The sequence below is a fragment of the Pelagibacterium sp. genome, assembly GCF_035555455.1.
Classification (GTDB): domain Bacteria; phylum Pseudomonadota; class Alphaproteobacteria; order Rhizobiales; family Devosiaceae; genus Pelagibacterium.
Genome location: NZ_DATMGM010000019.1, coordinates 1 through 18,330, shown reverse-complemented (window position 1 = coordinate 18,330; position 18,330 = coordinate 1). Strand labels below are relative to the sequence as shown.

At 64.0% G+C, this 18,330-nt stretch carries 17 protein-coding genes and 1 pseudogene; 13 read left to right on the top strand and 5 right to left on the bottom strand.

All coding sequences use genetic code 11. The features are described from left to right. Positions 1-138: 138 nt before the first annotated feature. The 6 genes from VNS12_RS03315 to VNS12_RS03290 all read left to right on the top strand — a co-directional run bounded on the left by VNS12_RS03315 (position 139) and on the right by VNS12_RS03290 (position 6,394). Positions 139-1,161 carry a TIGR03557 family F420-dependent LLM class oxidoreductase gene (locus tag VNS12_RS03315; protein ID WP_325486421.1) on the top strand — a complete coding sequence of 341 codons (1,023 nt, stop codon included), beginning with the start codon at positions 139-141 and terminating at the stop codon, positions 1,159-1,161. Then, a complete protein-coding gene (gene cofE, locus VNS12_RS03310) occupies positions 1,161-1,970 on the top strand; it encodes a coenzyme F420-0:L-glutamate ligase (protein WP_325486420.1) in 810 nt (269 codons plus the stop codon). Before VNS12_RS03315 ends, cofE begins: the two co-directional genes overlap by 1 nt. A gap of 449 nt (positions 1,971-2,419) precedes the next feature. Next, entirely contained in the window at positions 2,420-3,346 is a 927-nt protein-coding gene (locus VNS12_RS03305; protein ID WP_325486419.1) for a putative F420-0 ABC transporter substrate-binding protein, read from the top strand. A 2-nt stretch (positions 3,347-3,348) separates the two neighbouring features. Then, on the top strand, positions 3,349-4,407 hold the full coding sequence (locus VNS12_RS03300; protein WP_325486418.1) for a putative F420-0 ABC transporter permease subunit: 1,059 nt from the start codon (positions 3,349-3,351) through the stop codon (positions 4,405-4,407). Further along, positions 4,404-5,210 carry an ABC transporter ATP-binding protein gene (locus VNS12_RS03295; RefSeq protein WP_325486417.1) on the top strand — a complete coding sequence of 269 codons (807 nt, stop codon included), beginning with the start codon at positions 4,404-4,406 and terminating at the stop codon, positions 5,208-5,210. Before VNS12_RS03300 ends, VNS12_RS03295 begins: the two co-directional genes overlap by 4 nt. 182 nt (positions 5,211-5,392) lie before the next feature. After that, complete coding sequence (locus tag VNS12_RS03290; protein WP_325486416.1) at positions 5,393-6,394, top strand: TIGR03842 family LLM class F420-dependent oxidoreductase; 1,002 nt, start codon at positions 5,393-5,395, stop codon at positions 6,392-6,394. Positions 6,395-6,674: 280 nt separating this feature from the next. Here the strand turns inward: VNS12_RS03290 and argE are convergent, their stop codons facing one another. The 4 genes from argE to eutB all read right to left on the bottom strand — a co-directional run bounded on the left by argE (position 6,675) and on the right by eutB (position 11,128). Then, the gene (gene argE, locus VNS12_RS03285; RefSeq protein ID WP_325486415.1) at positions 6,675-7,865 is read right to left on the bottom strand and encodes an acetylornithine deacetylase; all 1,191 of its coding nucleotides are present in this window, start codon (positions 7,863-7,865) and stop codon (positions 6,675-6,677) included. A gap of 68 nt (positions 7,866-7,933) precedes the next feature. Continuing rightward, positions 7,934-9,118 (bottom strand): M24 family metallopeptidase, encoded by a 1,185-nt coding sequence (locus tag VNS12_RS03280; protein WP_325486414.1) that lies wholly within the window; start codon positions 9,116-9,118, stop codon positions 7,934-7,936. Positions 9,119-9,146: 28 nt separating this feature from the next. Beyond that, entirely contained in the window at positions 9,147-10,139 is a 993-nt protein-coding gene (gene eutC / locus VNS12_RS03275; RefSeq protein ID WP_325486413.1) for an ectoine utilization protein EutC, read from the bottom strand. Then, complete coding sequence (gene eutB / locus VNS12_RS03270) at positions 10,139-11,128, bottom strand: hydroxyectoine utilization dehydratase EutB (RefSeq protein ID WP_325486412.1); 990 nt, start codon at positions 11,126-11,128, stop codon at positions 10,139-10,141. The genes eutC and eutB overlap by 1 nt, the downstream gene beginning before the upstream one ends. A 399-nt stretch (positions 11,129-11,527) precedes the next feature. On the opposite strand from eutB, the gene ehuB reads away from it, so the two are divergent. From ehuB to VNS12_RS03240, 6 genes and pseudogenes are all read left to right on the top strand, one after another. Further along, positions 11,528-12,388 (top strand): ectoine/hydroxyectoine ABC transporter substrate-binding protein EhuB, encoded by an 861-nt coding sequence (ehuB, locus tag VNS12_RS03265; RefSeq protein WP_325486411.1) that lies wholly within the window; start codon positions 11,528-11,530, stop codon positions 12,386-12,388. A gap of 174 nt (positions 12,389-12,562) precedes the next feature. After that, positions 12,563-13,234, top strand: coding sequence for an ectoine/hydroxyectoine ABC transporter permease subunit EhuC (gene ehuC / locus VNS12_RS03260; protein ID WP_325486456.1), 672 nt, complete (start codon positions 12,563-12,565; stop codon positions 13,232-13,234). 4 nt (positions 13,235-13,238) lie between these two features. Then, entirely contained in the window at positions 13,239-13,931 is a 693-nt protein-coding gene (gene ehuD, locus VNS12_RS03255; RefSeq protein WP_325486410.1) for an ectoine/hydroxyectoine ABC transporter permease subunit EhuD, read from the top strand. After that, positions 13,928-14,707 (top strand): ectoine/hydroxyectoine ABC transporter ATP-binding protein EhuA, encoded by a 780-nt coding sequence (gene ehuA / locus VNS12_RS03250; protein WP_325486409.1) that lies wholly within the window; start codon positions 13,928-13,930, stop codon positions 14,705-14,707. The genes ehuD and ehuA overlap by 4 nt, the downstream gene beginning before the upstream one ends. Positions 14,708-14,963: 256 nt before the next feature. After that, positions 14,964-15,104, top strand: a pseudogene (locus tag VNS12_RS03245) (winged helix-turn-helix transcriptional regulator); the annotation flags it as partial. 114 nt (positions 15,105-15,218) lie between these two features. Further along, positions 15,219-15,491 (top strand): Lrp/AsnC ligand binding domain-containing protein, encoded by a 273-nt coding sequence (locus VNS12_RS03240; protein WP_325486408.1) that lies wholly within the window; start codon positions 15,219-15,221, stop codon positions 15,489-15,491. Between the two features lie 12 nt (positions 15,492-15,503). Here VNS12_RS03240 and VNS12_RS03235 read toward each other — a convergent pair whose 3' ends face one another. Continuing rightward, entirely contained in the window at positions 15,504-16,433 is a 930-nt protein-coding gene (locus tag VNS12_RS03235) for an aldo/keto reductase (RefSeq protein WP_325486407.1), read from the bottom strand. 223 nt (positions 16,434-16,656) lie between these two features. Here VNS12_RS03235 and VNS12_RS03230 point away from each other — a divergent pair, with 223 nt between their 5' ends. Then, positions 16,657-18,147, top strand: a complete 1,491-nt coding sequence (locus VNS12_RS03230; RefSeq protein ID WP_325486406.1) for an NAD-dependent succinate-semialdehyde dehydrogenase — start codon at positions 16,657-16,659, stop codon at positions 18,145-18,147. The last annotated feature ends 183 nt before the right edge of the window (positions 18,148-18,330 follow it).

The window sequence follows — 18,330 nt, the reverse complement described above, 5'->3', positions numbered from 1 at the left end:
ATTGTAACCATCGCCGCAAGCAGCGAAAGGCCGGCAAATCCCGTGCCAAATTATTTTACCAAAAGGTCAAAATATCCTCTGTCGCAGCGCTTTGCTTTGTGCTTGACTGAGCCTTGATGCCACGGGGAGGTATTGCCGATGTCCGTCTTTAAAACCGGTCAGGAAGGGCTGATCGGCTATGCAGTGATGCTGGAGCAGTTTCACCCGATCGACTGTGTCGAACTCACCGCCTATGCGGAATCCAAAGGGTTTAACGGCGCCATGGCCGCCGACCATTTCCAGCCCTGGGTGCCCCAGCAGGGCCAGTCTGCCTTTGTCTGGAACGTCTTGACCGCCATTGGCGAACGCACCAAGGGCGATCTGGGGCCGGGGGTGACGACGCCCACCTTTCGCTGGCACCCGGCCATCGTCGCGCAAGCCTCCGCCACTCTCGCTGCCATGTATCCGGGCCGCCACTGGCTCGGGGTCGGGGCGGGCGAGGCGCTCAATGAAGGCTTCCTCGCGCAATACTGGCCACAGGCCGGCGAGCGCTCGGCCCGCATGTTCGAGGCCATCGAGATCATCCGCAAGCTGTTTGAAAATTCCGCCGCCAACAAGGATACGCGGCACACCGGCCAGTTCTACCGCATGGACGCCACGCGATTGTGGACCATGCCCGACACCCCGCCCGAAATTCTCGTCGCCACTGCCGGGCCGATCAACTCCAAAAAGACCGGCCTGTACGCCGATGGCCTGATCACCGTAGGCGCGCCCCTCGACAAGATCGAGATGCTGTTCGGGCGGTTTCATGAAGGCGCGCGCGAGGCGGGCAAGGACCCCGACACCATGCCCAAGGTCCTGCAACTGCATCTGAGCTGGGCCCCGACCTATGAGGAGGCTCTGGCCAACGCGATGACCGAATGGCCCAATGGCGGCATGAAATTCCCCAAAGGTGATATCCGCTCGCCGTTCGATTTCGAGCAGATGGCAAAGCTTGTCCGTCCCGAAGATTTCAAGGGAAGGATGCTCATTTCCCCCGATCCGGACGAGCATTTCGAAGAGATCGCCAAATTCGCCCGGCTGGGCTTTGATCGCATCTATCTGCACAATGTCGGGCGCAATCAGCGCGAATGGATCGACGCTTTCTCCGAATCCGTCCTGCCGCGCCTCGGGGCCCTGTGATGGTCGCGCGGCTGACGCTTTGGGGCATCGAGGGCATCCCCGAAATTGCATCGGGCGACGATCTGGTTGCGCTGATCGGCTCTGCCATCGAGGATTTGGCCAAGGCAGACCCTGATACTGCGCTCGCCGATGGCGACATCATCATCGTCACCTCCAAGATCGTTTCCAAGGCCGAGGGGATGCAGGTGCCCATCGCGGCGCGCGACCTGGCCATCGAAGAAGACACAGTGCGGGTTGTCGCCGAACGTCCGCATCCGGGCGGCATTACCCGCATCGTCGAAACGCGGCAGGGGCTGGTGCTTGCCGCCGCCGGGCTAGATACCTCCAACGTGCCCGACGGCTTCGCCCTGCGCCTGCCGCGTGACCCCGACGCTTCGGCCAGACTGCTATGCGAAGGGTTGCGCGCGCGTTTTGGCGTCCATCTTGGCGTGATCATCACCGATACCCTTGGCCGCCCCTGGCGCGTCGGCCAGACCGACGCGGCCATCGGCGCGGCGGGGGTGCAACTGGTCGACGATCTGCGCGGCGGCGTCGATGCCGATGGCCGCCCGCTCAACGTCACGGTCACCGTCCTCGCCGATGAACTGGCCGCCGCCGCCGATCTGGTTAAAGGCAAGGCCGCACGCGTGCCCGTCGCCATCGCGCGCGGCCTATCCCGGCTGGTCACCGACCTCGACGCCCCCGGTGCCAAAACCCTCGCCCGCCTCGGCGACGACGACATGTTTCGCTTCGGCTCCACCGAAGCCTACCGCCAGGGCTACGACGCCGCCCTGCGCGACATGGCCAAAGACCGCGAGCCGGTTGAATGACCCGCCGGGGCTTTCGCCTGCTCAGCGCCCCCCTCACCCCCGGCCCCTCTCCCACCAGGGGAGAGGGGGGCTTGTTTGGCAGGCGGTGGGGTTGGTTTGGATGCGTTGAGGAAGATGGCAGGCGCTTCCCCAAGCCCCCCTTCTCCCCTGGTGGGAGAAGGTGCCCCGAAGGGGCGGATGAGGGGGGCGCAGCATTGGCCTTTTCTACCAGTGTCAGCGATTTTCTCCCCCTCAGCACCCCCCTCATCCCCAACCCTTCTCCCATCGGGGAAGAAGGGGGCTCACTTGGCAGGCGCGTGAGTTCACTTTCCCTTGCTTTCTTGGGTGAAACGCCGCGCGGCCCCATCCGCCTCCCGTCATCCCGGGCGAAGACCCGGGAACCAGTAACCGGCAGAGTTGGCGTTCCACCTTCACCGCTGCCGCATACTGGATCCCGGCTCAAGGCCGGGATGACCGGTTGGGGATTCTTCCTGCTCAGCGCCACCCTCGCGACCCCCGCCCTTGCCACCGACTACCCCCTCACCATCCAGAACTGCGGCACCGAGGTTACCTTTTCCGCCCCGCCCCAGCGCGTAGTGACCATCAAATCCACAGCAACCGAAATGCTGCTGGCGCTGGGATTGGCGGATCGCATCGTTGGCGTCGGCTTTCAGGACGGCCCCGTGCCGCCCCAATGGGCACCGACAATCGATCTCCCGGTCCTCGCCGACCGTGTGCCCAGTCAGGAAGTGGTGCTCGAAGCCGAACCTGATTTCATCTATGGCGGCTGGGAATCCGCATTCGCCGGTGATGGGGCAGGCACTCGCGACAGCCTCGATGCACTCGGTGTCGCCACCTATGTCGCGCCCACCGCCTGCCGGGCACAGGGCGCGCCGGAAAAGCTCTCGTTTGAGGATGTGTTCGCCCAGATTCTCGAAATGGGCCGCATCTTCGATGTGGAGGATCGCGCCGCCGCGCTCATCGCCGAGCAGCGCGCGCAGTTGGCTGCGGTCGAGCCGATCACCGGCCTTACCGGCGTGTGGTATTCCTCCGCCACTTCCGTGCCCTATGTGGGCGCGGGATTGGGCGGACCGCAGATGACCATGGACGCGCTGGGCATCGCCAACATCTTCGCCGATGTCGACGATACGTGGACCTCGGCCAGTTGGGAAGCCATCGTCGATGAGGACCCCGATATCATCATCCTCGTCGACGCCCAGTGGAACTCCGTCGAGCAGAAAATCGCGCTGCTCAATGACAATCCCGCCACTGCCAATCTCGGCGCCGTCCGGCACAATCGCTATCTCACCATTCCGTTCCCCGCCGCCGAGCCGGGCATCCGCAGCGTACAGGCCACGCTCGATCTGGCCCGCCAATTGGCCGGGCTGGAGTTCTAGCCATGGTCGCTGCCCCGCTTGGCCTTTCCGCGCTCGCCCCCGCCGCCCTGCGGCGCATGCGGGGCAGGGCGGCGCTGGCGGGGCTATCGGCGCTGCTGGTGGTCTCGATCGTCGTCGCGGTGACCATCGGCCCTGCACAGATCAGTGCGGGCGAAGTCTGGACGGTCATCGCCCATAAATTGGGCCTCGTTGCCGACAGCCCGGTCTCGCGCCTGCGCGAAGGGATCGTCTGGGAGTTGCGCCTGCCGCGCGTTCTGGCAGCCGCGGCGGTGGGGGCGGGGCTGGCCATTTGCGGCGCGGTGATGCAGGCGCTGACCCGCAACCCGCTGGCCGATCCTTATCTGCTGGGCGTCTCGTCAGGCGCGGCGGTGGGGGCGGTCTCCATGCTGCTGTTGGGTGCAACGCTGCTCCTGCCCGTCGGTGCTTTTTTGGGCGCGCTGGCCGCCATGGCGCTGACCCTTGGGCTGGCGCGGGCCATGGGCGCGATCACGGCCTCGCGCGCCATTCTGGCCGGGCTGGCGGTGTCCGCGCTCGCCTCGGCGCTCACCTCGCTGCTGATTTTCTGGACTGCGACCGGCGATTCCTACCGCGAAATCCTCTCCTGGCTGATGGGATCGCTGGCGGGCACGCGCTGGACCGATGCGGCGCTGGGCTGGGCCGCATTGGCGCTGATTGGCGGGCCGTTGCTGACCTCTGGCCGCGTGCTTGATGGCTTTGTGTTTGGCGATACCGCTGCCCGTGCGCTGGGCATCGCGGTTGACCGCACCCGCTGGCTGATGCTGGGCGGAACGGCCTTGCTCACCGGTGTGCTGGTCGCCATTTCCGGGGCTATCGGCTTTGTCGGGCTGATCCTGCCCCACGCGGTGCGGCTGGTCTGCGGGGGCCGCAATCGCGATGTGCTGCCGCTCGCCGCGCTGGCGGGAGCGGTGTTCATGATCTGGGCCGATACCGCCGCGCGCACCCTGTTCGACCCGCGCGAACTGCCGGTCGGCATCGTCACCGCCATGCTGGGCGCCCCGGCGTTTTTCTGGGTGCTGATGCGCAACCGGAGGGCGACATGAGCCTTGTCGTCTCCCACGCAAACCTGTCCATCGAGGGCAGGGCGATCCTCGATGACGTCTCGTTCGCGCTCGCTCCGGGTCGTCTCAACGCTTTGATCGGTCCCAATGGGGCGGGCAAATCCACACTGTTGCGGGTGATCCTCGGCTTTGAGCCCGCCGCGCGCGCCCGGATCGAGTTCGAAGGGCAGGATTTCCTTGCCTTGCCGCGCCGCACCCGGGCCCGCATCGCCGCGCTGGTCGAACAATCGGCCACCACCGACCAGCCGCTGGCGGTGCACGATGCGGTGATGCTGGGCCGTCTACCGCATCAGGATGGCTGGGGGGCGGCGCACGATAACGACGATGAGCGGATCGTCGCCGACGCGCTCTCCCGAGTCGGCATGGAGCCGTTTGCGACGCGGCGGTTTCCCACGCTTTCAGGGGGCGAACAGCAGCGGGTCCATATCGCCCGGGCGCTGGCGCAACAGCCCCGGCTGCTGCTGCTCGATGAGCCGACAAACCATCTCGACCTGTCGGCCCAGATTGCGGTGATGGAGATTTTGCGCGCATTGGCCGATACCGGCATGACCATTCTCGTCACCATGCACGATCTCAATCTCACCGCCGCGTGGTTCGATACGGTGATTGCGCTCGACCGGGGCCGCGTCGTCGCCGAGGGCGCGCCAAAAGCGGTGATCGACGCCGGGTTTCTGGCGCGGGTCTATGGCGTGCCCGCCACCATTTTCACCAATCCGGCCTCGGGCCGACCGATGATTTCCTACGGCCCGGGAACGAATAGTGTTGCGGGGCAAATAGAAATTTGATCATCTGGTCAAATTGTCGCGCTTCCAGGAAAAGTGGCTTCCGGTTTTCCGGTCCGGAAGCGCGACAAGACAAGGAACTGGGGCGCTTCCAGGAAAAGTGGCTTCCGGTTTTCCGGTTCGGAAGCGCGACAAACAAGAAGCTTTAGGCGTCTGCGGGGGCCGACAAAAAAGGGGAGGGGCATATGGAATTCGGGATCACCTTCAAGGGGTTCGTCGATCATGATCGCGCGCGCTATCTGATCCAGGCGGCGGAATATGCCGGTTTTACCTATTGCTGGTTTTACGATTCCCACATCCTGTGGCGCGATCCCTATCCGGCGATGGCCATGGGCATGGAGTGGACCAGATCCATGCGGTTTGGCCCGCTGGTGACCAATCCCGATGTGCGTGACTGGTCGGTGGCCGCATCGCTGTTCGGCTCTTTGGCCAAGCAGAGCGGCGGTCGCTTCGATCTGGCGGTGGGCCGGGGGGATTCCTCGCGCCGCGTGATGGGGCACAAACCCGCCACCCTCAAGCGCGTCGCCGAATTCATCGCCAAGACCAAGGCCATGGTGCGCGGCGAGGAAGTCACTTATGGCGACATCCCGAACCCGGTGCAATTCCCCTGGGCTGTGGGCCACGAAATCCCTGCCTGGATCGCCGCCTACGGCCCCCTGGCCCTCAAAACCGCCGGTGAACACGCCGATGGCGTAGTGCTTCAGATCGCTGATCCGGGCCTGTGCAAATGGTTCACCGATCAGTGCCTTGAAGCGGGCAAGGCCGCTGGGCGCGACATGTCGAACTATCGCTCGATGGCTGCTGCCCCCGCCTATTTCGGCGATCGCCAGCGCGCCATTGCCGCCACGCGCTGGTTTCCGGCCATGGTGGGCAATCACGTTGCCGATATCGTGGAAAAATATGGCGCAGATTCCGACAAGGTCCCCGCCAGTTTGACCGGCTATATCGAAGCCCGGCGCGGCTATGATTATTCCAAGCACGGCCAGTCCGATAACCCCTATCTCGATTTCATCACCGACGAGATTGTCGAAAGCTTCTGCGTTCTGGGTGAGCCCGACGAACACATCGCCAAAATCCGCGATCTCGAAGCTGCTGGCGTCACCCAGTTCAACATCTACCTCGACAGCGGCGACGAAGAAGAAATCATCGCCCGCTACGGCCGCGAGGTCATCCCCGCGTTCCAGTAACCTTTACCGCTGCCTTTCTCCCTTCTCCCCCTGAGGGAGAAGGTGGATCGCCCGCAGGGCGAGACGGATGAGGGGTGCGCTGAGCATCCCCGCCCACCGCCGCGTATGCCGATATTCTGCGCACCCCTCACCCCCGACCCTTCTCCCACCAGGGGAGAAGGGGGCTCATTTGGTAGGCCCCAGCCCGGTCCCCACCGCTGTCATCCCGGACGTGATCCGGGATCCAGTAACCGGCAGCGCCTGTGCAATTTCCCCATCGCACCCAGCCTGCGCGCAAATGCTATGTCCGCGTCCCCAGCCCTTCCATCATCTCCAGACACGCGCTGAGCTGATCGAGCGCCACGAACTCATCGGGCTTGTGCGCCTGATCGATCGAGCCGGGGCCGCACACGACGGTATCGATGCCCAATTCCTGGAACAGCCCGGCCTCGGTGGAAAAGGCGACGCATTCGGTGGGGTCGGTGTTGCCGGTCAAGGCCCGCACCAGCGCCACCGCTTCCGATTGGCTCATCGGTTCGAGCCCGGCCACTTCGCCGATGGTTTCGGTGATGATCGCCGCATCCGGGTGCACGGCGCGCATGCGCGGCAGCAGGTCGGTTTCGACAAACCCGCGGATTTGCTCCTGGGTGAAGGTGAAATCGCTGGCCTGCACCGGGCGCAACTCCCATTCCACCGAGCAGGTCCCGGCAATGATGTTGCGCGCGATGCCCCCCGCCATCCTGCCGATCTGGATCGTCGACCAGGGCGGCTCGAACCGGCTCGCTTCCGGCGCGCGGGTGCGCAGCGTTGCGCCGATATCGAGCAGGCGGCTGACATAATGGACGGCATATTCGATGGCGTTCACGCCCTTGTCGGGCATCGAGCCGTGCCCTTCGAGGCCGGTGAAATGGGTGGTGTATTCGCAGCAGCCCTTGTTGCCCTCGATGATCTTCATCATCGTCGGCTCGCCGATGATGCACAGGGCAGGGCGTCTGCCGCTCGCAGCAAGGTCCTTGAGCATCACCTGAGCGCCAAGGCACCCGACTTCTTCGTCATAGGTAAAGGCCAGATGGATGGGGCGCGTCTTTGCCATATCCTCGAACTGCGGCGCAAACGCCATGGCGCAGGCGATGAACCCCTTCATGTCGCACGCTCCGCGCCCATAGATGCGACCATCGGCGTTAGTGGCGACGAACGGATCGGTGCTCCAGTCCTGCCCCTCCACCGGCACCACATCGGTATGCCCGGAGAGGACGATCCCGCCATCGGCTTCCGGGTCACCGAAGGTGGCGAACAAATTGGCCTTGTTGCCGTCCTCGTTGAGGGTGAGGTGCGTGCGCGTTCCCAACTGATCGAGGCGCTGGTTGATATAGGCGATCAGGTCGAGATTGCTCTCGGATGACACCGACTCGAACGCGATCAGATCCGTGAGGATGTCGAGCGTGTCATCGAGCAGCCTGTGGGCCAATGTCTTCTCCCGTCTTGTTGTCACCGTCACCTTCCCTCTCCCCTTAAGGAGAGAGGGCCGGGGGTGAATGGCTTTGTCCTAAGCGCCAGCCGTCAGGGTTTTACGAACAATTCCCGGGGCACATTGGCGAGGCATTCCGGCCCGCCCTCGTCGGTGATCCGCATGGTTTCGGTGGTCTCCAGCCCCCACTCCGGAGTCCAGATGGCCGGCATGAAATGGAACACCATGTTGGCGCGCAGGATGGAGGGGTCGCCGGGGCGGATGCTCATGGTGTGCTCACCCCAGTCCGGCGGGTAGGAGAGCCCCACCGAATAGCCGGTGCGCGAGGTCTTTTCGACGCCGTATTTCTTCAGCACGCCAAAGAACGCCTCGGCGATTTCCCCGCAGGTATAGCCGGGTTTGGCCACCGCCATCCCCGCTTCCATGCCCTCAAGCACCGCGTCTTGCGCGCGCAGCATGTCGTCGGGCGGGGTGCCGAGGAACACCGTACGCGAGATGGGGCAGTGATAGCGCTTGTAGCAGCCCGCGATTTCGAAAAACGTGCCTTCTCCCGAGACCAGTTCCCGGTCGTCCCAGGTCAGATGCGCCGCTGCCGCGTCGCGCCCCGATGGGGTCAGCGGCACGATGGCGGAATAATCGCCGCCATAGCCATCCGCGCCGATCAGTGCGGCGTGATAGATTTCGGCGACCAGCTCGTTCTTTCTCAACCCCGGTCGGGTCACCTCGCGAATGCGGGCGTGGGTGGCTTCGACGATCCGCGCCGCCCGGCGCATATATTCGATCTCGGCTTCCGATTTGACCGAACGCTGCCAGGTCACCACCGAGGTCGCATCGACCACGGCGACGCCGGGAATTTCCGCCCGCAGCGTTTCAAGGCAGGCGGCGGTGAAATAGTAATTGTCCATTTCAACGCCGATGCGCCGCTGGTCCCAGCCCTTGTCGCGCAGCACCCCGCACAGATGCACATAGGCGTGCTTTTCGGGGTTCTGCACGAAATCGTCGGGATACGAATAGATGGAATCGGTATTGAGCCAGGTGGTCTTTTCCGCCCCCACCGCATCCATGGGGCGGCCCCACCACAAGGGTTCCTCGGTCAACGACACGATCACCGCCTGATGCACGTAAAAGCTCCAGCCGTCATAGCCGGTGATCCAGTGCATGTTGGACGGATTGGTGACGATCAGAACGTCGATGCCCTGGGTCTGCATGGAGCGGCGCACCGCTTCCAGGCGTTCGTGATATTCGGGCAGGGTAAAGGGCAGGCGTGTATTGGGCATATCCTGTGCGCTCCAAAAAACCTGGGATTCAGGCAAAAACCGAGTGTCCCGCGCCAGCTTTTGCCGCGCGGGTGCGGGCCAGAACGGCAATCGCCGTGTCCTGAACCCCGGTGCCGGTGAGATCGGCAAAACTGATCTGCTCGTCGCTTGTCCGCCCCGCCGCCGATCCGGCGATCACCGCCCCCAATTCGGGGAAGGGACGGTCCACCTCCACCAGTCCTTTGGCAATGGCGTGGTGGAGTTCGCCCAGCCGACGGGTCTGGTGGAGGCTGTCGGCGACATAGAGCCCGGCGCGGGTGACCAGCGCCGGATCGATTTCGTTCTTGTGTTCGGCGTCCGAGCCCATGGTCGTCACATGCGTTCCGGGCCCGATCCAGTCGGCGCTGATCAGCGGTGTGGTGGCCGGGGTTGTGGTGACCACGATGTCAGCGCCCCGCACCGCCTCTTCCGCGGTGTCCGCGACCAGTGCCGCGAGACCAAAATCCTGCGCGACGGCGTTGGCCAGCGCCTCCGCCTTGCTTTTGTCCCGCGCCCAGATGCGCACGGATGTGAGGGGCCGCACCAGCGTCAGTGCTTCGAGCTGCATGCGGGCCTGCACACCGGCCCCGATAAGCGCAACCGTGTGCGCGTCGGCGCGGGCAAGGTGCTTTGCCGCCACCGCTCCCGCTGCGGCGGTGCGCACATCGGTCAAATATCCGTTGTCGAGCAGCAGCGCTTCCACCAGTCCGGTCCTGGCCGAAAGCACCACCATCAGCCCATTGGTCGAGGGCAGGCCGATCTTGGGGTTGTCGAAAAAACCGGGGCTGATCTTGATGGCAAAGCTGTCAAGGCCGGGCACATAGGCGGTCTTGACGTCCACCTCGCCGTTCGCCTCTGGCATATCCAGCCGCAGGATCGGCGGCATCACCACCTTGCCGCCCGCCAGCGCCGCAAAGGCGTCTTCGATGCAGGCAACCGCATCGCGATCGAGCGGCACCAACTGGCGCAGGTCGGCTTCGGTCAGAATCTGAACGTTACCCATCACGCGCCTCCCAACGCCGCATGTGTTCCCGCCACTATGGCCGCATGCACGCCCATGTCGATATTTTTCCCGGAGAGCACCAGCGCCGTCGGCCCTTTGGGCACGAACTTGCCGCTCAGCAGCGCCGCGATGCCCACCGCACCGGCCCCTTCGAGCACTTCGCGGTCTTCCCCATAGGCATGGGCAATGCCCAGCGCGATCTCGCGTTCGGTGAGCACGATGGTTTCATCCACCAGCCCGCGCACCATTTCAAAGGTATGGCGGTTGGCAAGCCCGATGCCGCCGCCCAGCGAATCCGCGAGCGTTTCCAACTCCTCGACCGCAACCGGCTTCCCTGCAGCGAGGCACGCGACCATGGCCGCGCCGCGCTCCATGCTCACTCCGATCACCCGCGTTTGCGGCAGCAGTGTCTTGATGGCCAGCGCCACTCCCGAAATCAGCCCGCCGCCCGAAAGCGGCACCAGAACCGCGTCGAGCGTTGGCGCATCCTCGGCGATTTCCAGCCCGATGGTGCCCTGTCCGGCGATCACCTCGGCCCGGTCGAACGGCGGGATATCCACCATGCCCTTTTCGGCGACCAGCCGGTCGACCTCCAGCTGCGCATCGTCCTGGCTCCTGCCTACGATGCGCGCCTCGGCTCCCAGCGCTCGGATCGCCGCCACCTTGTTGTCGGGCACCAGCGCCGACATGCAGATCACCGCCCGCGCCCCGGCGGCGTTAGCCGCATGGGCCAGCGCGCGTCCATGATTGCCGGTCGAGGCGGCCGCCACCCCGCGCTGGCGTTCGTCTTGTGACAGGCTGAGCACGGCATTGGTCGCGCCGCGCAGCTTGAAGCTGCCGGTGGGCTGGCGCTGTTCGTGCTTGAGCAGGATCGGCTGCCCGGTCAACGCGGTCAGCGCCGGGCTTTGGGTCAGTGCGGTGCGCTCGACATGCGCCGCGATCCGGCGGCGGGCCGCCAGAACATCACTCATTCCAACCGCAGCGGCCATACGCCTCCCCTCAACGACATGCGTTCGTGCCGATGTCGCCGGCTTATGCGCCTCAACGGGCTGCTCCGGCGAAATTCGCTTTACCGACTATGCAATTAGACCGATGGGGCGGTCCTTCCAATTTGTCGGCGGCGGGCAGATGGTCTTTCTGCCAGACCCGCGCCGATATAGATGTATCGTCCCTCGACTTGTGGCGAGAAGTTGGCATCCTACCTGCCGTATTTGAAGCATCAGGTGCTCCGGACAACAGCGTTCGGTCAGGATCATGCGGTCAAACGCCTGATCTGTTTTCGGGATGGAGGTCACCCGACTTGGATGGTCTGGGCCGATATTGGTCCGCATCTATCCGTGAACGCGCACCGTCAGCGATAACATCAAAGGACAGGAGACGTTATGCACATGGCACTCACCAAATCGCTCAAGATTACCCTTTTGGCCGGCGCCGCCGCGCTCGGCATGGCGGGGATGGCCCAGGCCGCATCGCTCGATCAGATCAAGAGCAGCGGAACGATCCGCATCGCCGTCGCCAATGAAATTCCCTACGGCTATGTCGATCCGAACGGCGAAGCCAAGGGCGCGGGCCCCGATGTTGCCAAACACATCATGGCCGAACTCGGCGTCGACAATATCGAGTGGATCACCACCGATTTCTCCTCGCTCATTCCGGGTCTGCAGGCCGATCGGTTCGACATGGTGGCCGCGGAAATGGCCATCCTGCCGGACCGGTGCGCGCAGGTGATCTATTCCGAACCCTCGACCTCCTATGGCGAGGGCCTGCTGGTCGCCTCGGGCAATCCCGCGGACGTTCACACCTACACCGATTTCGCCGAGCGCGACGATGTCACCGTGGCCATCATGGCCGGTGCCGATCAGCTTGAAATGCTCCAGGCGCTGGGCGTTCCCGAAAGCCGGATGATCACCATCAACTCCAACGCCGATGCGATCTCCACAGTCTCGACCGGGCGCGCCACAGCCTATGCCGCCACCGGCCTCACCGTGGGTGAACTGGCGATCCGCTCCAACGGAGTGGAAGCGGCGACCGGATTTGTCGATCCGGTGATCGATGGTGAGGAAGTCCGCTCCTGGGGCGGGTTCGTCTTCGCCAAGGGCTCTGAAGACCTGCGCGATGCCGTCAATGGCGTCCTCGCCGAGTATCAGGGCACCCAGGAGTGGAGCGACACCCTGGCCGGTTACGGGTTCACCGAGGCCGATATCGATGGGGTAAATCACGCCACGTCTGCCGAGCTTTGCGCCGCGTAATAAGCTCGATCCTGACGGCGGCCGGGTCGCGTCCTCCACACGCGACCCGGCCAGTCCCGGCATAAGAGCGTTTGCGGCCCGTCGCACGGACCGTCAGCGCGGCACCAGAACCCGGAGCCTTTCATTTCGATGAGGCGATGAAAGCACTCCGATAGAGACCGGACCCTGCCGATGATGCATTGGACCGAGTATTTTGGCCCGCTCATGCAGGGGGCCTGGGTCACCGTCCAGCTGACCGTTTATTCGACGATCCTTGGCGCGATCTTTGCCTTTGCCGCCGGCATTGGCAAAAGCGCCCACACTCTGGTGCTGCGCACCATATCCATCGTTTACATTGAAGTGTTTCGCGGCACCTCGCTGCTGGTGCAGCTGTTCTGGCTGTATTTCGCGCTGCCGCTGGTCGGCATGGCCATCGGCATCGATCTGCGCCTGCCGCCTGTGGTGGCCGGGGTGCTGGCCCTCTCGCTCAACATCGGGGCCTATGGCGCCGAAGTGGTGCGCGGGGCGTTGGCGGCGGTCTCCAAGGATCAGTACGAAGCGGCCCGGGCCCTCAATTTCACGCCCCGCAAGACGCTCTGGCGCATCGCCCTGCCACAGGCCATCCCCGAAATGATGCCGCCCTTCGGCAATCTGGCGGTGCAAAACCTCAAGGACACCGCGCTGGTCTCGCTGATCAGCCTGTCGGATCTGGCCTTCCGCGCCGAGCAATTGCGCAATTTCACCCAGGATTCGACGACCATCTACACCATGGTGCTGTTCATGTATTTCGGCCTCGCCCTGGTGCTCACCCTGATGATGAAGCTGCTTGAGCGGTATGTCGGCCGCTGGCGCGCCGGAGCGAGGTAGGCCAATGCTGTTCGGAATCGCATGGGACACCTCGTCCAACTGGACCTTCGCGGTCTCCATCCTGCCGATCCTGCTGCGCGGCCTGTGGGTCACCGTTCAGGCCACTGTGCTGGGCTTTTTCATTGCCCTTGTGCTGGGTCTCGTCTGGGCGGCGCTCAAGATGGTGCCCTTGAAGATCGTCTCCTGGCCGGCGGCGGTGATCACCGAGTTCATCCGCGACACCCCGCTGCTGGTCCAGCTGTTCTTTCTCTATTACGTGCTGCCCGAATACGGCATCATCTTTCCGGCGTTTCTCACCGGCGCGCTGGCTCTGGGCATCCAGTATTCGGCCTATACCGCCGAAGTGTACCGCGCCGGATTGCAAGCCATTGCGCGTGGCCAGCACGAGGCGGCGCGGGCGCTTAATCTCAAAAGCGTGCGCACCTTCACCCACATCATCCTGCCCCAGGCCGTGCCGCGCATCGTCCCCGCCATGGGCAATTATCTGGTGTCGATCATGAAGGACGTGCCGATCCTTTCGGTCGTCACCGTCCTGGAAATGCTCAACGTCGCCCAGATCATCGGCGACCGCACCTTCAACTATCTCGTGCCGCTCTCGATGGTGGGCGGGATCTACCTCATCATGACCCTTGTGGCCTCGGCGGGCGTCCGCTTCGTCGACCGCGCCCTGCCCAAGAGAGGGATACCGCTTAAATGACCGAGCCCATCATCAAGTTCGACAAGGTGATCAAGCGTTTCGATACCTTCACGGTCATCAACGAACTCGATTTCGAGGTCCAGCCCGGCGAAAAGGTCACCATCATCGGCCCCTCGGGCTCGGGCAAATCCACGGTGCTGCGCATTCTGATGACTCTTGAGCCGATCTCGGGCGGGGTGGTCTGGGTGGATGGCGAGCCGCTCTGGCACGAAAAGGCCGCCGATGGCAGCCTCAAACCGGCCAGCGAAGCCCATCTGCACCGGATGCGCGAAAAAATGGGCATGGTGTTCCAGCAGTTCAATCTGTTTCCGCACATGACCGTGCGCCGCAACATCACCGAAGCGCCCACACAGGTTCTGGGGGTTCCCAAGGCCGAGGCGCGCGAGCGGGCCGACCAGTTGCTCGACATGGTGGGCCTGCGCGACCATGCCGATAAATATCCGCACCAATTGTCCGGCGGCCAGCAGCAGCGCGTCGGCATTGCCCGGGCGCTGGCCATGCGGCCCAAAATCATGCTGTTCGACGAACCGACCTCAGCGCTCGACCCCGAACTGGTGGGCGAAGTGCTCGGCGTCATTCGTCGGCTGGCCGAAGAACACGACCTGACCATGCTGCTGGTCACCCACGAAATGAACTTCGCGCGCCAGATTTCCGACCGCGTCTGCTTTTTCGATCAGGGAAAAGTGCTCGAACAGGGCAAGCCGGAAGATCTGTTCACCGCTCCGAAAGAGGAGCGGACGCGCGAGTTTCTAAAAGCGGTGCTCGAAGGCAACTGATCCGCCTTCGCGCCGCAACAGCTTGAGGGCAGGGCGCTTTTCCGCCCCGCCACCCCCGGTCCCACCGCGCGTCTGTGCGGCGGGGGTGACGGGCTGAACTTTTTTTCCCCAAAGAATGTGGACCTTTGTCCCGCGACAGTTGTACCCTTGGAGGCATCCTTGAGCGTTTCCAGAACAAGCGGATGCCATTTGTTCGGTTCGGAAACGCGATAAAACAAGGAGTTGGAGCACCTGACCTGATTCAGTCAGATCGGGAATTGCTCCGTGTACCGGACCGGAGGGGGACGCCACCATTCGCCAAAGCCAGCTCAAGCTTGATGATCGCGATCTCAAGATTCTCTCGATACTCCAGCGCGAGGGCCGGATTCCCAAGGCGGCGCTGGCCGAGCGGGTCAACCTCACGCCCACACCCTGCTGGGAACGGCTGAAGCGTCTTGAAGATGCCGGCATCATCGAAAGCTATGGCGCGCGCATTTCCCTGCGCGCCTTCGGGCCGCTGACCATCGTTTTCGTGCAGATCGAACTGGAAAGTCATCAGGCCGAGGATTTCGCCCGCTTCGAGGCGGCCATCGCGCAAATCGACAGGATCGTCGAATGCTGGGCGGTGGGCGGTGGCATCGACTATCTGCTCAAGGTCGTCGCCAGCGATCTGGAAAACTACCAGAAGCTGATTGAAAGCCTGCTCGACGCGCGCATCGGCGTCCGGCGCTATTATTCCTATGTCGTCACCGCCCCGGTCAAGGAAACCCCGGTGCCCGTGTCGGTCATCGCCGCCGCGCAGTAGTCAATCCGTGCATTACGGCAGTTTGTGCCCCGCCGCCCGGAACAGGCGATACCAGTCCTCCCGGTCGAGGCGCACCTGGGACCCCGCCGCCGCTTCGCGCACCCGCTCCGGTGTCGTCGTGCCCAAAACCACCTGGATATTGGCCGGATGGCGGGTGATCCACGCCACCGCGATGCCGCTAGGGGTCACCTTGTGGGTTTCCGCCAATTCGTCGAGCACGGTATTGAGCTCGCGATAATGCTCCCGGTCGCCGATGAACACACCCTTGGTCACTCCACTCTGGAACGGCGACCAGGCCTGCAAGGTCATGGAATTGATGCGCGAATAGTCGATCAGCCCGTTATCGCGATCCGCCGCCTGGTCGAGCCCGGCGATATTGGCCGCCACCCCTTGCGCGATCATCGGCGCGTGGGGGATCGACAGCTGCATCTGGTTGAACACCAGTTTCTGGCGCACCGCCGTCTTGAGCAGCTCGATCTGGCCCGGCGTGTGGTTGGACACCCCGAAATGGCGCACCTTTCCGGTCTGATGCAGCGCGTCGAACGCTTCCGCCACCTCTTCGAGTTCCACCAGCGCATCCGGGCGGTGCAGCAGCAACACGTCCAGATAGTCGGTCCGTAGCGCCTTCAGCGAACCCTCGACGCTTGCCAGGATGTGCGCGGCGGAAAAATCATAAAACCCCTTCCTGATCCCCACTTTCGACTGGATCAGCACCCCGTCGCGCTGGTCGGCAGAAAGCCGTACCGCCTCGCCGAACCGTTCCTCGCACCGATGCCGCTCGCCGCCATAGATGTCGGCGTGGTCGAAAACGGTAATCCCCGCGTCCAGCGCCGTCTCGACAAGGCGGGCGATCTCGTCATTGTCCATTTTGGCAATGCGCATCATCCCCAGGATCACGCTCGATACGGTGAGGCCAGCCGGCGCAACGCTGTAGGTCTTCATGGGCGGTGTCCTTTGAACGGGGTGGGGTCGCGAAGTCCTGTCACTAGCAGGCTTCGCCCCCCAGGCGTCAATGGGGCTGCCGCGCTGGATACCGCCCCTGGCAGAAAAACCATCCGCCAATGGCTGCCGCGCCAGCAGAACCATCGTCTTTATGGCCTCAGTTCAGCCCCAGTCTCTCCCCCATTCCCGCTAGGATCGCACCGGTTTTACTGGAGGTGTGCCCATGTCCAGCCTGTCCGCCAAATATCTCCCGCCCGGCCTTGCCGCCGAGTTGAACGATCCCGAGCTTTTGTGCCAGTTGGCCCATGTGGCGGGCAGCCCGCGCGCCGCCGCGTCCGGTGCGGTTATCGAGGTCACCGATCCGGCCACGGGCGAGGCGGTCGGCACCATCGCATCGCTGAGCGCCGCTGAATCCCGTGCCGCCATCGATAGCGCGCAGGAGGCGTTCGCCGGGTGGTCAGGCCTCTTGCCGCAGGAGCGATCCACCATCCTGCGTCGCTGGTACGATCTGATCGTCGAGGCCTCCGAGGATCTGGCCCGCATCATGGTCGCCGAGCAGGGCAAGCCGATTGCCGAGGCGCGGGGTGAAATCGCCTATGCCGCCTCGTTCGTCGAGTTCTTTGCCGAAGAAGCCAAGCGCCCCAATATTGAATCGGTCACCTCCCATCTCCCCGATGCCGAGGTGGAAGTGTGGCGCGAGCCCGCCGGTGTCGCCGCGCTGATCACCCCGTGGAATTTCCCCTCCGCCATGGTCACCCGCAAGGCCGCCGCCGCGCTCGCCGCCGGGTGTACCTGCCTCGTCCATCCGTCGTCACAAACGCCCTATTCCGCCACGGCGCTGGCCGTCCTCGCCGTTCGAGCAGGCATTCCCGCCGGGGCGTTCAACGTGGTCACCGGCGCGGCGGCGACCATTGTCGAGCCGTGGACCGAGGACCCCCGCGTGCGGGTGCTGTCCTTCACCGGCTCCACCGAAATCGGCAAGCTGCTGTATCGCCAGTCGGCAGGCACGGTAAAACATCTGGTGCTGGAACTGGGCGGCCACGCCCCGTTCCTCGTCTTTGCCGATGCCGATCTGGATCGCGCCGTCGAGGAAGCGATCAAGGCAAAATTTGCCACCTCCGGGCAGGATTGCCTTGGCGCCAACCGCTTCCTGATCGACCGGCGCATCTACGACTCCTTTTGCGCCCGCTTTGCTGAAGCCACGGCAAAGCTCACCATCGGTCCGGGCATGACCAATCCCGATATCGGCCCGCTGATGAACGCCGCTTCTGTTGAAAAGCAGCGCACCCACGTCGCCGACGCGCTGGCCAAAGGCGCGCGCTGTCTCGCCGGCGGCAAGGTCGATGCCGAGGGCCCGCTGTACTTCCAGCCCACCGTCCTCGCCGACGTCCCCGCCGACGCGCTGATCATGACCGAAGAGACGTTTGGCCCGGTCGCGGCGCTGGCTCCGTTCGACACCGAAGCGGAGGCCATCGCCCGCGCCAATGCCACCGAATACGGGTTGATCGCCTATCTGCACACCATGGACCCGCGCCGCATCTACCGTGCCTCGCGCCAGCTCCAGTTCGGCATGGTCGCCGTCAATCGCACCAAGGTCACCGGCGCGCCGATCCCGTTCGGCGGCACCAAGCAATCCGGCCTCGGTCGCGAAGGCGCTCGCCTCGGCATGGAGGAGTTCACCGAGGTCAAATATGTCTGCCGCGACTGGGCATAGCGCCATGACCCCCACAAATTCAGCGCACCCTTCATCCCCGGCCCTTCTCCCTCTGGAGAAGGGAGCTCTTTTTGCAGCGCAGGCGCCAAGCTGTCCTTTTCCCTTTGAGGGATTGAGGAATGTCCCGAAGGGCCTGTGTTTTTCTTCCCTTCTCCCCTTGAGGGAGAAGGTGGGCTTTCGCGA